Source organism: Aquipseudomonas alcaligenes NBRC 14159 (genome assembly GCF_000467105.1).
In the GTDB taxonomy this organism is placed as follows: domain Bacteria; phylum Pseudomonadota; class Gammaproteobacteria; order Pseudomonadales; family Pseudomonadaceae; genus Aquipseudomonas; species Aquipseudomonas alcaligenes.
The window spans coordinates 26,096-40,155 of record NZ_BATI01000014.1; the positions used below are offsets into that span (position 1 = coordinate 26,096).

Consider the following 14,060-nt stretch of genomic DNA (forward strand, 5'->3'; position numbering starts at 1 on the left):
GCTGACCTCGGCTTATCGACGGCTCAGATACCCGCTGCGCGAGGTACGCCGGCCAGTTGGCTTGGGCTGTTGTGGGGCAGCAGGCGCTGCCGGTTGAGTCCTTGGAGGCATCACCGAAGCGGGTTCGTCCTCATCCGCTGCACTTGGGGCCGGCGCTGTTGATGCTGCAAACAGGTTGCCTTGGCCCACCGCGGCGCGCAGGTTGCTCCACTGCGGCTCGTGGTACCGGTGCAGCCCCAGGAACTGGGCAGCGGCCAGGTTGTACACCATGAGGTCGAGGGCTTCGTTGCGCTCCGACTTGGCCTTCACCCACTCGATGCGCTTGAAGCCCTTTACGTAGCGGGTGACTTTGCGCTCCGCAACGCATTGGTCGAAGAACTCAGCCGGAAGGTCTGCCGAAAAGTGCAGAGCACCCGGGCCTTCCTCCAGTGGGTAGCGGTTGTAGATCCAGTCCTTCGCGGTGTCGGTACCAATCATCCATAGCTCGGCACCTTGTTTTTCGGTGTTGCCGCGCCAGGTGACATCGACCTTCGAGGGCCGCTGAGCCAGTACTGGGCGGCCTCGCTTACTGGAACCCTTCACCGCCAGAACATTGCGCCAGCGCCGTAGGCGGGTGAACTGGTACACCTCGTCCGTGTGGTGACCACCGGAGTCGATGCACGCAGCACAGATCGAAAGGTCGACGCCGCTGACGTGGCGATAACGCTCCTTCAGCTTCTCGTCGAGCAGCGCCCAGGTACGCTCGTCGGCAGGGTCACCAGGGATCACCTGGAAGTCCACTGTCCAGCGCTCCATGCCCTCGCCCCAGCCCATCACCAACAGTTCAAGGCGGTTGTGCTGGGTATCCACCGCGGCGGTGAGGATCAAGGCACCGGCCGGAACCAGACCTAGCCGGTGCCCTTCGGCCTCGGCGCGCTGCCGCAGCTCATCGGCCTTGGTCATTTCCTCGGCGCTGTCCCACACTTTGGCTAGACGGGTGTTGTAGAACACCTGCATGGAGCCGGGGTCGCCCTTGTCCTGCAGCTTCTTCGCCTCGTCGTACTCCTTGGCCATGTCCGTCCAGCTGAGCCAGCCGGGGGGGGCATAGAGCGCGCTGAGCGTGAAACTGACTGTCTCGCCATCACCAGCGGCATGGGCACGCCATTCACCGGCTTCGAGCATCGCAGCCTTGTGGTGCTCCTCGATCAGAGCGCCGCAGTCCGGGTTACAGCATAGGTACTGCACCTGGCTGTAGTCGTCGAGGTACTTGAGGCCCTCCCACTCCAGCACCTGGTAGGTACCGCAGTGCGGGCAAGGCACATAGAAGTGCCGCTGATCACCCTGCTCGAACAGGTCGAAGATGCGCGAAACACCTTTCAACGTTGGTGAGCTGGAGTAGTAGAACTTCGCGCGCCGGCCGAACGTAGAGCCGCGGGCCTCGGCCTGCTTGACCGGGTCGCCATCGTTATCGACGTCCAGCTCCCAGCGGTCGACCTCGTCGCCGTACACATAGCGAGCCGACAACTCGGCCAGGTTGGATGCCGATGCGGCGGTCGCGCAGTACAGCGCGCCACCCTCAAACTCCTTGGTGTCAAGCGTGTTGCGGGCATCGCGCGAGCGAGGCTTGGCGACACGCTGGGTCAGCACCGGCACGGCCTTGATCGTCTTGTCGATCCGGCCGGAAACACGCTTGCTCAGCTTCTCCGTGGGCAGTAGCACCAGGAAGTTGGCGGGCGCCATGTGGATGCTGCCGCCGATCCAGTTGAGCGCCACCTGGGTCTTCATAAGCTGGGAGGCGATCATGGTCACCACCCGCTTGGCCGGATGCATCGGCGAGAGGCAACGCTGCACTTCTCGGGCAAACGGCGTGCGGTCGGTGTGGTACTTGCCAGGCTCAGCCGCGCCAGTGTCCGGCGGGATCATCTGGTACTCGTCGGCCCACTCGTCGATCCACAACTCGGGGTCGGGCATCAGCCCTCTGCGGTATGCCGCCAGGTACGCGGCGGCACCGTTGGCATACGGTTGTTCCATGGCTCAGTCCGGTTCGTCGCTGGCCGGGCTGAACGACAGCTGCCGGTCGGCATCTTCCAAGGCACGGCGAATCGCCTGCACCAGGCGCCGCTCGATCTCCCACGGGTCGGTCAAGGTCACCAGCTCGCCCGCGATCTTCGGCGGGATACCCAACATCAGGTCGCGCAGGGTTCGAGCGGCAGTGAATGCAGCGGAGTCAACAAGGGCCTGCTCGACCAACTCACCGCGGCTTTTGCGGTGCTCATCCTCGGCCAGCAGTGCCAGGGCGTACTCACGACGCGCCCGGGCTTTCTGATAATCCGGCGCGGCGCCGCCTAATGCAGGTGGTAGCAGCGCTGGGCTGGGGTCGGCCGCTGGAGCAATGTGGGCGTATACCCCTTTTTCTACCCGGTCCTGATGATGCCGCTCAGCGACACCCGCCTTGCTGGGGTCGGCACTGGCAGCGAGTGCCGCATCGCTCGCCTCTGCGTCCACCTTCCCTTCGGCGGTGAGCACCAGGCGACCTTGCTTCACCAGCTTGGACACGTAGGCGCGAGACCAGCCGCGCCGATCCGCGTACTCAGCCTTGGCCATTAGAGTCATTGGGGATACCTGTTAACCACGATGAACCACGAGGGTTAACCCGATTAACCCCTGTTAACTAACTTCCAGGCCCAGCCACTAGTGCGAAAACGGGGCTCGAATTACCCTTGCAGCCCTCGACTTTTCAGGGGCCCCCGGCCCGGTGTGGCGCTAGCGCCGACCACCCCGCCGCTTGCCCAGGGCCTTGACCACCGCGAGGTCGATGTTCGTTTCGATCAGCGCGTCATCCTCGGCCACACGCCGCACGATGTCGTAGAAGCGGAAGCGCTCGCGGTACTGCGGCTGACGCACGAACGCCAACACCATCTGCACCTGCTGCCCCCTGCGCTCGGCAATGCCGATTGCAGTGCGCCCGCGCTTCATCACGAAGAACGCGGAGCCGTGCCCCTTGCGCGCCGAGCGGCGACTACCTGTCGCGTTGTGATCTGAGCCCGCGCGACTGAATGCACGCAGGCCCGAGAGGATCTGCATCATGTGCCCGCGGCTGATGCCGCCGTTGCTATCGAGCCGCGCTCCGGCTGCAGGCACGATGAAACGCCCAGCAGGCAGCACGCCAATCTCACGCAGCATCTTCTCCGAGCCCTTGTTCAAGCGCTCGCCACCAGCCACCTGAGGGTTGAACCATTCGTCGAAGCCACGGCCCTTGCCGCCCAGCTTGCCGTCCTTGACCCACAGCGCCATCACCGGATTGTTCGGCGTGGCGTTCTGCATGTAGATCGAGTTCTTCACCCAGGCAGTGGGCCGGTCGAAGGCCTCATCCATCCCCGCCCGCAGCAGCTGCCGCGCCTGGTTGCCGGTGTGGTTGAGCGCATCGGCCAGCACTTCACCGGCCACATCACTGCCCAGCGCCTGTAAGTCAGCGAGCGCATCCTCAAGATCGAACGCGCTGATCGTGCCTCTCATAGCGTATGCGGCGGGTGCCGCCGATCAGGCCCGGTGTACGTCACCGACTCAGGCCGCAGCACGCCGGCCAGGTTGCCGCCCGTGCGCATCACGGACACAGCAAACACCGCCAGCAGCACCACCAGGGGCCAAGACGCCTCGGGCAACACCAGGTCACCCTTGAGGATGTGGATCATCGTCACGCCAGCGCTGAACATCACCGCCACCGCCAGGCACGAGATACCACGCCGGAAGCGGGCATCCCCACGCTGGAAGGTGAACAGGCGGACGAACACCACCACGCACAACCAGAACACCACCTGAGTCAGGACATAGCTCAGCATCACTGCCCCCTCTGGCGCTCCAGCGCAGCCGGATCACCAAATTTCTTGATCAACCCAAGGGAAACCGTGACCACCAGTAGTGCGGCGGCAAAGCCGGCAGGGGCCGGATAGGCGAAGGGATGCATGCCCCACACCTCAAACTCCACAATGGCCGGGGCGAACAGATAGCCCATCACGAACGAAATCATGAAGAACAACACCCGCAGGGCCACGCCCAACTCACGGGTGGTAGTGAAGTAGATCAACGCACCCAGCAGCGCCCCGGTCAGGGCCTCGCCGTTGATGCCCGCGATGAAGCCCGCGATACCCAAGCCAGCAGCGCCGGCAACGGCTACCACGCCAGCACTGGTCGAAACCGGCTCGCCCATCACTACCTCCCATGCGGCCACCGGCCAGAAGAAAAAGCCCCGCCGTAGGGGCAAGTGACTGGCCGCCTGCCTGAGCGACCAGCCGGAAAAAGAAAACCCCGCCGAAGCGGGGTTTTGCAGGTGCCCAGGCGGGGTGGCCTGGGGCTTGTTGGCACAGCACTGTGCGCTCTGTTGCTCGGTAGGCGTACCTATCGAATCGTGGTGACTTTCTACCAACGAAAGGACAAACCGATAACCCCCTGTTAACGGTTATTCCGGGGAGGGAGCTGTAACGCCCGGCAACGCCGAGTCACCCGACGAGCGGTCATTATTGAGCGCACCCCCAGCAGCCTTGCGCGCCTTGTGGGCAGCAATCGCACCCTTCCCACCCTGCATCGCCTCGAACTCAGCACCGCGCCCGCGGTGTGCCCTGGCAGCCTGCCGAGTCGCAGCAGAGCGGAAGCGATCACCCTCCCGCCGCGCCTGGGCGCGATCCTTCGCCACCCCGCCCACGCGCTTGCGCAGCTCCAACTCCAGCAGCTCGTGCAGGCGGCCCACCAGGCGGGTATAGGCCCGGCGCCCAGCATCGCCCCGGCCAATGGCCAGATCCTCAACCTGCTCGGCCACGGTCAGCTGCGGGCGGTACGCATAGCGGCGGCGAGCCAGGGCATGCAGCAGCACCCCGCCGTCCAGCCGCTCAATCGCCGCCAGGGCCGCTTCCACCTCGCACGCCACGTAATCAGGGCCAGCCCCTGCCAGCAGCAGCTTGCTGCCGCCAACCCCACCGCGCGGCGCACAGCCCTTGAACTCGACAATAGTGCCCATGGCGCTGCCCAAGCCGCCGGCCGGGCCGCACTTGTTGAGCTGGTCGCCCCAATGCACCAACAGCGCCTCGATTGCCTCATTCATCACCGCGCCCTCCCCCAAAAACGCCAACCCAACACAGAAACCCCATACCCAACACAAACCCAACACACTGCAACCCCAGCAAATACAGGGCTTTCAAAGCATCTGTGTAAGGTGTGTAAGGTGTGTAAGGGTTTTCGGTTCTCGCGTAGGAATTAAAAGGCGCCTGCTGATGATTCAGCCTGGTGGAAAAAATATGCGCACGCGTGCGCGCACGTGCGTAAACCTTACACACCTTACACACACCCACCGCAGCCCAGTAACCACGTGGCTTGCGGCTGTGTAAGGTTGGCGAATCAACCCAACACACAGCCAACACACCCAACACACTTGCAGGCGTACTCATGCCGCAGCCCCCTTCACATGGTCCCAGCTGTCCACATTCCAGCCAGCGTGCCGTGCACGCTTGCGCCACTCCTCAGCGTGCGCGCCAAGCTCGGCGCTCTTCGTGGAAGGTGGCAGGAAGGACTGCTCGTCCTTGGGGAAGAACCAAGCGCTGAACCGCCGGCTGTTGCGCTCCGTCCAGGGGATTGCCCGGGTCTTCTCAACCCCAACCGTCTCGATGAACAGGCTGAACTTCGTCTGGCTCATCGAGTGCTCCTTGTTCCGGTGACACCACTCCAGGAACAGCGAGTACAGGTCGGAGCTCAAGCACGCCCCCCACAACCCATCACCCAGCTGGCCGTGCCGCCAGAGGTTCACGAACGTCTGCCAGCTCGCCCTGCTCAGCGCCACCAGGCGCTCACGGGCCGGCGTGCTCGGCGGCTTGGTCTGCGGGTCGAAGTCGCCCAGGTCTTGCGCCACCAGCCAGCCGTACAGCGCCTCGACGCCACCGTTCTCCAGCTCGTGCTTGATGGCCGCCTGGCGCTCTGGCGGCAGCTTCTCCTCGGGCCACATCACCAGGAAGCGCCGGTCGGCCTCCCCGATGGGCCACGGCATGATCTCGTTCGAGAGGAACACCGCATTCATGTGGCTGGCTTCCTCCCAACCGTTCACGAACTTGCTCTCGATGCGCACCGTCTGGCCGGTGATCAGCTGCTTGATCTTGCCTACCTGGTTGTAGCGCTGATCACGGGAGACAACTTCTTCGAACACCGCCCACAGCTTGCCGCTCTGCCAGGCGTTGAAGTTCCCCTCTAGCTGCGTCTGGCCCACCGTGGCCGAGTACTGCCCGTACAGCTGGCCCATTACCACCGAAAACAGCAGGCTCTTGCCCGAGCCTTCCATCGTCGAGTGCATCAGCACCGCCGTGTCCATCTTCGCCCCGGAGTGCTGCAGCGGGTACGCCAGCCAGCGGATCAGCCACTGCGCCGCGTCTTCGGCGTGGTTGCACAGGAAGTGGATCAGCCAGCGCAGGTTCTCGCACGCCGCGTCATCGCGCTTCGGCTGCAGCGGCAGCCCCTCGAACGTGTTGATGTACACCTGCGGGTCATGCTTCATGCACGGATCGAACACGATGTGGTTCATATCAACCACGCGCCGCTCCGGGCTGTTCAGCCACAGGCTGTACGCATCGCCAAGCGCCATCTTCACCGCGCCCTCGGCAATGCGCCGCTTCTTCGCGTAGTCCCACACGTCCTTGGTGCCGTCGATATACACATAGCGGGTCAGCATCGGCATGCTGAAGTCGCCCAGCGTCTTGCCCGCCAGCGCCTGGGTGCGCTCGATATCCCGCACCCAATCCTCACTCACCCGCTTTTTCTGCCTCGGGTCAGTGACGGCCTCCCACTCCTTGAAGGCTTCCTTGCCAATGTGGGCCACGAAGCCGGACTTCTTGATCTTCTTCGCCGCGTCGATATCCCACACATGCGTGGTGCCTTCCACCAGCGCATAGCGCCGCAGCAAGGCCTTCAGGCTGAACCCGCCCCCGCCCCCCCGGTTATCGGAGGAGCCGGCCTCGCCAGCTGCCCCCGTCTCATCGGTTGGGGCTGGGGGAAGTTCGCCCTGCCCGTCGATCAACTCGGCCACCTCATCCAGTGTGGTAGCCGGGGCACCAACAGCCGGCGGCTCCGGCGGCCTGGGTGCCGAGCGCTTGTGCTCAAGCCCCAACTCCCGCGCCGCCGCCTTGATCGCCGCCTTGGTATCGCCGCTGTGCTCGAGGATGCAGAACACATCGAACGCATCGTTCATGTGCCCGTTCGCCAGCGGGTCGGATCCATGGTGCGAGAACAGGCGCTGCTCGCCCTGCTCGTCCACCACATTCACCCCCGGCAAGCCGGTGGAGCTCTGCGGCGCGAGCCACTTGCGCCCACGCTTGATGTAACCGTGGCGCTGCAGCAGGCTCTCGATATCCGTCGCCCGGTTGAAGGCATCGATCACCGAGGGGTGATCACCCGCCGGCAACCGCGGCGGCGAACTCTTCTTCGTCTTGGCCGGCAGCTTCGGCGCGGTTGGCGCCCACGGGCAGTACTCCAGCGCCGTGCGCTTGAAAATGTCCCAGTTCAGCCAGGTCTTCACCAGGTCGCTGGGCAACTCCAGCAGGCCCTCGGCCGGCGGGTTGCGCCAGAAGTAGGGCTCGCCAGTGTCCGGGTGGATCGAAGGCGGCAGCACGTCCTGCACCGCCCCGGCGCGCAGCTCGAACACCGTCACCGGCGCAAACTCCTTCTGCCGAGCCTGCATGGCCTCGATCTGCGCCTTGTCGCCAGTCTCGCGCGCCTGTTTCAGCGCCGCTGTGGCCAGCTTGTGCTTGCTGCCGTCCGGGTCCAGCGGGTTGGGCCAACTCAGCGAGTGCCGGTTGAACTCCAACCCCTCAGGCACCTTGAACATGATGCGGAAGCGCGCCGGGTTGCCCACCAGCGTCGGGTACACCGCCGCCAAGTCATCCAGGTTGATGCCCAGCACGTCGCCGAACACCTGGCGGCAGTACTCCACATGGTCAACGTCCAGCGAACAAACGCCGCTCGGGCCGAGTACCACACCCATGTTGTGCTTCGGGTGCTTCGTCCAGAACGCCTCAGCCTGCTCAGCATCGGTAATGTAGCCGCCAGGCTTGTTCCAGCCGTTGCCCTTCGGGGCTTTCTGCCCAGGGTCGATGGGCACCAGGGCCAAGTTGAAGGTTTCGATATAGCGCCGCGCCCAGGCGGCAATCGGAGTGGGGCTTCCTGCCTGCGTCATTCGCCAGCCCCCTGCTCCTTGCCCTGCTGGGCGGCAGCAATAGCGCGGGCGCTGCGCTTGCGGAACTCGTAGACATAGCCGCGCAGATCAACCAGCCTTGCCTGCAGATCACCGCGCGCTTCGTCTACTGCCTCCTGCAACCCTTCATCATTGTCATCACCCAGCTCAGCCTCGGCGATGGCCATCCCATAAGCGTCAAAGTCTGCAGAAAGCCGCTCAACGCACTTCGCCATGTACTCGGCATGCTCGATGGCATAGTCCTTCGGGCTGCGCCCGGTGCAGTCCGGCAACTCAGCGGCACCGGGCACATGGGCTTCCAGCTGGTCGATGCGGTTCCAGCAGCAGTGCACCAGGTCGATCAGCTCGCGGATGGCGTCATGCTTCGACTTGCGCTCGTAGCGCTTGATCATGCTGCGGCGGTCACCACCGCCGTGGATCTCGGCAACACTCATCCCGGAATCCCCTTGTTCGGCTTGAGGTTCTCCGGGTCGCGCACGCGGCGCGCCGAGCTGTCGATCTGGAACATACCGCCGCAGCGGCAGGTGTACTGCTCGCCGCGCACATCTTCGAACTCCTGCCCTTCCAAGCCGGTGATGTTCTGACAATGCGGGCAGCGGCAGATGATCGAGCCATCGTTATCGCGGCTCAGCTCGTCCACGTCATAGATGTATTCGTCCGCCATCACTCAGCCTCCCCGCGCGTCTTCAACCCAAGCTCAGTAATTGCCCGCAGCAGGGGGTCTACACCCGCATAGGCACCATCCACCCCCAGCAAGGCCTGGATTGCAGCCAGGTCAGCGCAGGCAGCCTTGAACGCCGCCTCCTTCTCTCGATAGGCGTCGAGGCAGTCATCGCGGTGCTCTGTGGTCTCTTCCGCCAGCAGCTCGAAGTGTTCCTGCGGAGTCCAGGGCGAGGGGATCACATCCACTTGCACCTCAATCCCCACATTGGCCTTCACCGAGTCGCGCAGATCCTTGGCTTCCTGCTCAGCACGCTCACGCGTGAGCGCAGGCCAAACCTCACCCGGGCCAACGCTGTGCACTGCCCACAACTCGGCCTTCGGCTCAGCCAGGGCCGCACGAATGGCCTGCACATCTGCGAATGCCCCGTGGTGCACCTCGGCAGTGCCGGCGAGCCGCTCGGCAACTTCACGCGGCAGGGTGACAACCTCCCCAGCGGGCGGCGGCGCAGCAGTCAGGAACTGGACAATCTTGTCGACAGTACTCATCGCCGCACCTCCAGCAACCCCTGGCAATCCACACAGAAACGGCAACCCGGCACTGCAAGGCGCCGGGCTTCGGGGATATCGATACCGCAGCTGTCGCAGTCCTCGGCGCTTTCGCCCTGGTACTGCACGCGGCTGTCGATGGCTTGCTGCAGGCGTTCGTCCTGCAGGCGTTGCGCCAGTTCGAATTGGGCCTCATCCATCCTGGCGGCCCTCCATCGCAGCGCGGGCGCCGGCCATGATGCCGAGCACGGCGCGGATCACCTCATTGCCGTGGTGCTCCAGCAGCGCCACCTCGTGCGGCTTCCACACGTTGTCGGCGGCCCCGCTGTGCAGGCTGCCGACGAACTCGCCTTCTTTCTGCAGCAGCTCGCCCACGGCCTTCAGCGCGTCCTGGGTGGCCGGTACCGGCGTGGGCTTGAACCACACCACGCCGGCTGGGCGATTCACCGCATCCAGCAAGCGCGGGTCTTGGGTGGCGCCGATGATCTCTTCCAGCTCATCCGGCGTTGGCCAGCGGCGTTCTTCGGTGAGCTTGAGCTTTTTCTGCAGGGTCTCCAGATCCATGCCCAAGTCATGGGCCAGTGCAGTGAGCCCGCCCTTGTAATCGCGCCCGGCGCGGTACAGCGCCTGGCGTAGTGAGAGAACCGGCCCGGCGTCCGGCAAAAGGTCAGTGCGACTCATAACCGTAAATGGCTCCTTTACGGTGTAGCCATCGCGCAGGGCACGCCCTACTCTATGACCACGACCGATGCAGTGCTGTGTCGTCGTAAGCCGGAACAAGGAGGTGAGAGTCCTTGCCCGGCACCCCGCCGGCGCGGGAGGTGAGAGCCTCCCGCGCCGGCAATTTCTTAAGCCGCGTGCGGCTGTTGTAGCTCCTCCGGAATGCAGAAAACATCAGGGCGGAGTTCTTCACGTGAAACACCAGTCAGCAGTTCGACCCGCAGTACCAGCTCTGCTGGCAGCTCGCCTTTCTTCAGCCAGTAAGAGACCAACTGCTGCGAAACAGGCCGCTCTGCTGTTGATACCAACTGCGCGAAGCCGGTCTGCCCACCTGCTTTAGAAATTGCACTGGCGAACGCCTCACGCTTTGTTTCGGAGATGTTCATGGGGAACCTCACAAGTAGTGCTTGGCGCCAATTTACGTGTTTTTTTGTATCGACTCAACAGCTTTATGCGTTTGCTGGCGAACAAAGGATTTTGTAGCCTCGCGCCATGATCAATCTCGACTACACACCCAGCCAGATCGCCCAGCTTTTCAAAGCGCGCAGGGAAGAGCTCAGGCTCACTCAAACCGAGCTGGCCGACCAGACAACCAAACGACTGCCTGCCGGCGATAAGCTGACACAGCAGTCCTATGCCGCTTTTGAGAAGGGAAAATCCCAGACATCACGCCACGCCCCAACCATAGCGACGGTGCTAGGGGTGCTGCCTGAATACCTGGCCCTGACTGGCGGCTCCATCACCCCAGGCGTAAACCCGCACCGCGAACCTGAGGCCACGCTGATTGGCCCTGTGTCAGTATGGGATGACGACACCCCACTGGATGATGACGAAGTAGAGGTTCCCTTGCTCAAGGAAGTAGAGCTATCCGCCGGCTCAGGCCGCACAGCCATTCAGGAGTTCAGCTCTGCGAAGCTCCGCTTCGGGAAGTACACCCTGCGCCGCCAAGGCGTACAGCCCGAGAGCGCTGTCTGCGTATCGGTCTATGGCAACAGCATGGAGCCTGTGCTTCCCCACGGGAGCACCGTCGGCGTCGACCGCTCAAAAACCTCAGTGAAAGATGGCGACATCTACGCACTGAGCCATAACGGCCACCTTCGCGTGAAGATGCTGTATCGACTCCCGACAGGGGGCATCCGGATGCGCAGCTTCAACCAAGCCGAGCACCCGGACGAAGAGTACAGCCAGGAAGATATGGTTACTCAGACCATAGAGGTCATCGGCAGAGTGTTCTGGTACTCAGTTCTCCGCTGATAACCAGCCCGCAAAACAACCCGCCAAGTGCGGGTTTTTTGTTGCCTACAAAAAATAAAAACAAAAAACACTGTTGCCATTAACGTGTTTTCTTGTAATCTGAGCGCGTACCCACTCTCTCACCTCTGGAGTACGCGACATGCAAACGACACAGCACACCCGCTGCCCGGTGCTTCTGCACCCGGCCTGCACCACCAACCCCGACGCAGTACGTGCCGTACAGCAGGCTACCGGCCGGCTGGTGGTGCTAAACGGCGGCAAGCCACAACTCAGTAACCCGACCTTCCACTTCGTTACCGGCGAGGTAGACCCCTTCCCGGCCAGCGTACAAGGCCGCCGCTTCCTTGTTGCCGATGATTTCACCGGCCCGTTCGGAGGTGACGCAGCATGAGCCCGGCCATTCAACTGCTGCTGATCCAGATCATGCAGCTTGGCGCCATGCTGGCTGCCAACCCGCGCTATCAGGTTTTCACCTACGCCTCAGGACACATCCAGCAGATCGAAGTTCTGATCTACCCCGCCGGCGCCGTGTGGCGAGAGAGCCACCCGCGCCCCAAGCCAATTGCGCGCGCAATGGCTTACTGGGAGGGCTATTGCACCCCCCTGGACCCGCAAGAGATGCACGCCGCCGAGCAAACGCGCCTTCAGCGTGAGCTGGAGTTCATGCGCGCAGCCCTGCACGCCTACCTGCCTGCCGACCACACCGACATCACCGACCTTCCGGAGGCCGCATGAGCCAGATCCTGATCGGCCTCGCCGGCCCTGCCCGTTCGGGCAAAGACACCGCAGCCCGCTACCTGGCCGCCCAGTACCAGCTGCTGACCTACGCCTTCGCCATGCCGCTGAAAGCCGCCCTGCAGGTGATGTTCAACCTCACCGTCGAGCATCTCGACGGCGCCCTCAAGGAGCAGCCCTTGGCCTGGCTGGGCAAGTCCCCGCGTGAGCTGCTGCAAACCCTCGGTACCGAATGGGGCCGCGGCCTGGTTCATCAAGAGCTGTGGCTGCGCCTGGCCGCCGAGAACCTCACCAACCTGGCGAACCAGAGCCAGGACTGGCACGCGGGCTTCGTCATCAGCGACGTGCGCTTCGACAACGAGGCCGAGTGGATCCGCCAGCGCGGTGGCGTGGTGCTGCACATTCGCCGGCCGGATGCCGAGGCAGTCAACCCGCACGTCAGCGAATCCGGCATCACGCTGCACGCCCTGGACGTGGTGGTGAACAACGACGCGGACGTGGAGTACCTGCACGCCCAGCTCGACCACGCGATCACCGCCATTCGCCTACGCACGTTCCGCGCCGCCTGAGGCCCGCCGCCATGAATCGCACAGTGAAGGAAGCCGCCCAGGTGCTGGGCATCCGCGACACCGCGCTGCGCGCCTGGCTGCGCGAGAAGGGCCACCTGAACAAGGACGGCTCCCTGGCGGCCAAGCACATCGGCGGCGGCAACTTGTACATGGACGCCCGCGCCACCCAGCCCAAGCAGCTCGGCTTCCGCAAGCACTACGCGGTGCTGAAGGTGACCGAACGCGGCATCGACTGGCTGGCAAAGCAGATGGGCATCGTGATCACGGAAGTACCGCAGAAGGACACAGCAGCATGAGCAAAGCCACCCCCATCACCGACGCCATCGGCGTGCTGAAGCTCACCGGCATGCACTTCAACAACCCCACCGCCGTGCCGGCCGGCACCGTGCGCGACGCCGCCGAGGAGTGCATCCAGCGGCTGGAGGCCATTCCTGCGCAAGCCATGGCGCTGATCAGCCTGTACACCGCCCTGCTGGCCCTGATGCCCCGCGGCTGGCTGCCCCACGTCACCCTCACCACTGACCCGGTGCGCCCCTTCGGCGTGGTGGTCACCGACGAAGCCGGCAACATCGCCAGCCATGCACGCGGCAAGACTGTCGACAGTCTCGTCGAGCTGTTGCGGCTCCGGCTACCAGCGGGGCGCGGGGAGGCAGCGGCGTGAGCAACACCTTCGCAATGCTGCTGGCCAAGCACAAGGCAACCAGCCTGAGCCTGACCGAGGTGCGGGAGGGCTACTTCCCCCACCTCAAGACGGACAAGAGCCTGCGCGCCCTGATCACCAAAGGCGAGATCAAGCTGCCCACTTTCAAGGCCCACCCATCCCGCGTAGCCCCGCTGCGGGTGCGCGTGGAAGACCTCGCCACCTACCTCGACACCCAGGCGCAGACCGCCGCATAGCGGCCTGGCCGCCCACACCACAAGGAGGATTGGCAGCCATGTAACGGAACCGCGACACCTCACCCATGCAGAAGCGCCCCGCGGGGCGCTTCACCAACCTCTCACTGGATACGAGACACAGCACATGAGCAAACGCCCCTTCATGGACACCCTGCGCGAGATTGAGATGGGTGGCCTGCTGGACGAGCTGACCGATGCGCAGCACGACCTCATCGACCTGATCCGCCTCACCAACAAGGCAGGCGCGCTGACCATCACCCTCAACTACAAGCCCGAGGGCGCCGGCCAGATCACCGTCAAGGCAGAGGTGAAGGCCAAAGAGCCGAAGCTGCCGCGCGGTAGCTCGCTGTTCTTCCTCACCCCCGAGGGCAACCTCAGCCGCCGCGACCCCCGCCAGCAACAGATGGACTTGCGCCCTGTCGGCGGCGAGGAGTCTCCCGGCGAGCTGCGCCAGGTCGCCGAGTAACCCTCTC

21 protein-coding genes are annotated in these 14,060 nt (G+C 64.0%); 8 read left to right on the forward strand and 13 right to left on the reverse strand.

What is annotated here, in order from left to right:
- Positions 1–12 precede the first annotated feature (12 nt).
- From PA6_RS09760 to PA6_RS22775, 13 genes are all read right to left on the reverse strand, one after another.
- Positions 13–2,010 carry a phage terminase large subunit family protein gene (locus PA6_RS09760; protein WP_021700745.1) on the reverse strand — a complete coding sequence of 666 codons (1,998 nt, stop codon included), beginning with the start codon at positions 2,008–2,010 and terminating at the stop codon, positions 13–15.
- Positions 2,011–2,013: 3 nt separating this feature from the next.
- Positions 2,014–2,592, reverse strand: coding sequence for a hypothetical protein (locus tag PA6_RS09765; protein WP_021700746.1), 579 nt, complete (start codon positions 2,590–2,592; stop codon positions 2,014–2,016).
- A 150-nt stretch (positions 2,593–2,742) separates the two neighbouring features.
- Positions 2,743–3,495, reverse strand: coding sequence for a hypothetical protein (locus PA6_RS09770; protein ID WP_021700747.1), 753 nt, complete (start codon positions 3,493–3,495; stop codon positions 2,743–2,745).
- A complete protein-coding gene (locus PA6_RS09775) occupies positions 3,492–3,818 on the reverse strand; it encodes a phage holin family protein (RefSeq protein ID WP_021700748.1) in 327 nt (108 codons plus the stop codon). The genes PA6_RS09770 and PA6_RS09775 overlap by 4 nt, the downstream gene beginning before the upstream one ends.
- Positions 3,818–4,186 carry a putative holin gene (locus tag PA6_RS09780; RefSeq protein WP_021700749.1) on the reverse strand — a complete coding sequence of 123 codons (369 nt, stop codon included), beginning with the start codon at positions 4,184–4,186 and terminating at the stop codon, positions 3,818–3,820. The genes PA6_RS09775 and PA6_RS09780 overlap by 1 nt, the downstream gene beginning before the upstream one ends.
- 249 nt (positions 4,187–4,435) lie before the next feature.
- Positions 4,436–5,074, reverse strand: a complete 639-nt coding sequence (locus tag PA6_RS22460; protein ID WP_052520149.1) for a hypothetical protein — start codon at positions 5,072–5,074, stop codon at positions 4,436–4,438.
- A gap of 339 nt (positions 5,075–5,413) precedes the next feature.
- Complete coding sequence (locus tag PA6_RS09790) at positions 5,414–8,185, reverse strand: bifunctional DNA primase/polymerase (protein ID WP_021700751.1); 2,772 nt, start codon at positions 8,183–8,185, stop codon at positions 5,414–5,416.
- Positions 8,182–8,637: a hypothetical protein gene (locus PA6_RS09795; RefSeq protein WP_021700752.1), complete on the reverse strand. Its 456-nt coding sequence runs from the start codon at positions 8,635–8,637 to the stop codon at positions 8,182–8,184. The genes PA6_RS09790 and PA6_RS09795 overlap by 4 nt, the downstream gene beginning before the upstream one ends.
- A complete protein-coding gene (locus PA6_RS09800; protein ID WP_021700753.1) occupies positions 8,634–8,867 on the reverse strand; it encodes a hypothetical protein in 234 nt (77 codons plus the stop codon). The genes PA6_RS09795 and PA6_RS09800 overlap by 4 nt, the downstream gene beginning before the upstream one ends.
- On the reverse strand, positions 8,867–9,412 hold the full coding sequence (locus PA6_RS09805; RefSeq protein ID WP_021700754.1) for a hypothetical protein: 546 nt from the start codon (positions 9,410–9,412) through the stop codon (positions 8,867–8,869). Before PA6_RS09805 ends, PA6_RS09800 begins: the two co-directional genes overlap by 1 nt.
- Positions 9,409–9,612 carry a TraR/DksA C4-type zinc finger protein gene (locus PA6_RS09810; RefSeq protein ID WP_021700755.1) on the reverse strand — a complete coding sequence of 68 codons (204 nt, stop codon included), beginning with the start codon at positions 9,610–9,612 and terminating at the stop codon, positions 9,409–9,411. Before PA6_RS09810 ends, PA6_RS09805 begins: the two co-directional genes overlap by 4 nt.
- Positions 9,605–10,093 (reverse strand): phage regulatory CII family protein, encoded by a 489-nt coding sequence (locus PA6_RS09815; protein WP_021700756.1) that lies wholly within the window; start codon positions 10,091–10,093, stop codon positions 9,605–9,607. Before PA6_RS09815 ends, PA6_RS09810 begins: the two co-directional genes overlap by 8 nt.
- Positions 10,094–10,260: 167 nt before the next feature.
- Complete coding sequence (locus tag PA6_RS22775; protein WP_021700757.1) at positions 10,261–10,518, reverse strand: transcriptional regulator; 258 nt, start codon at positions 10,516–10,518, stop codon at positions 10,261–10,263.
- A 106-nt stretch (positions 10,519–10,624) separates the two neighbouring features.
- On the opposite strand from PA6_RS22775, the gene PA6_RS09820 reads away from it, so the two are divergent.
- From PA6_RS09820 to PA6_RS09855, 8 genes are all read left to right on the forward strand, one after another.
- Positions 10,625–11,386, forward strand: a complete 762-nt coding sequence (locus tag PA6_RS09820) for an XRE family transcriptional regulator (RefSeq protein WP_021700758.1) — start codon at positions 10,625–10,627, stop codon at positions 11,384–11,386.
- A gap of 139 nt (positions 11,387–11,525) precedes the next feature.
- Positions 11,526–11,777 carry a hypothetical protein gene (locus tag PA6_RS09825; protein ID WP_021700759.1) on the forward strand — a complete coding sequence of 84 codons (252 nt, stop codon included), beginning with the start codon at positions 11,526–11,528 and terminating at the stop codon, positions 11,775–11,777.
- Positions 11,774–12,121, forward strand: a complete 348-nt coding sequence (locus PA6_RS09830; RefSeq protein ID WP_021700760.1) for a hypothetical protein — start codon at positions 11,774–11,776, stop codon at positions 12,119–12,121. The genes PA6_RS09825 and PA6_RS09830 overlap by 4 nt, the downstream gene beginning before the upstream one ends.
- Positions 12,118–12,690 (forward strand): deoxynucleotide monophosphate kinase family protein, encoded by a 573-nt coding sequence (locus tag PA6_RS09835; protein WP_021700761.1) that lies wholly within the window; start codon positions 12,118–12,120, stop codon positions 12,688–12,690. Before PA6_RS09830 ends, PA6_RS09835 begins: the two co-directional genes overlap by 4 nt.
- 11 nt (positions 12,691–12,701) lie before the next feature.
- Entirely contained in the window at positions 12,702–12,986 is a 285-nt protein-coding gene (locus PA6_RS09840) for a phage antirepressor KilAC domain-containing protein (protein ID WP_021700762.1), read from the forward strand.
- Positions 12,983–13,351 (forward strand): hypothetical protein, encoded by a 369-nt coding sequence (locus tag PA6_RS09845; protein WP_021700763.1) that lies wholly within the window; start codon positions 12,983–12,985, stop codon positions 13,349–13,351. The genes PA6_RS09840 and PA6_RS09845 overlap by 4 nt, the downstream gene beginning before the upstream one ends.
- Entirely contained in the window at positions 13,348–13,587 is a 240-nt protein-coding gene (locus tag PA6_RS09850; RefSeq protein ID WP_021700764.1) for a pyocin activator PrtN family protein, read from the forward strand. Before PA6_RS09845 ends, PA6_RS09850 begins: the two co-directional genes overlap by 4 nt.
- 124 nt (positions 13,588–13,711) lie before the next feature.
- Entirely contained in the window at positions 13,712–14,053 is a 342-nt protein-coding gene (locus PA6_RS09855) for a hypothetical protein (protein WP_021700765.1), read from the forward strand.
- Positions 14,054–14,060 lie beyond the last annotated feature (7 nt).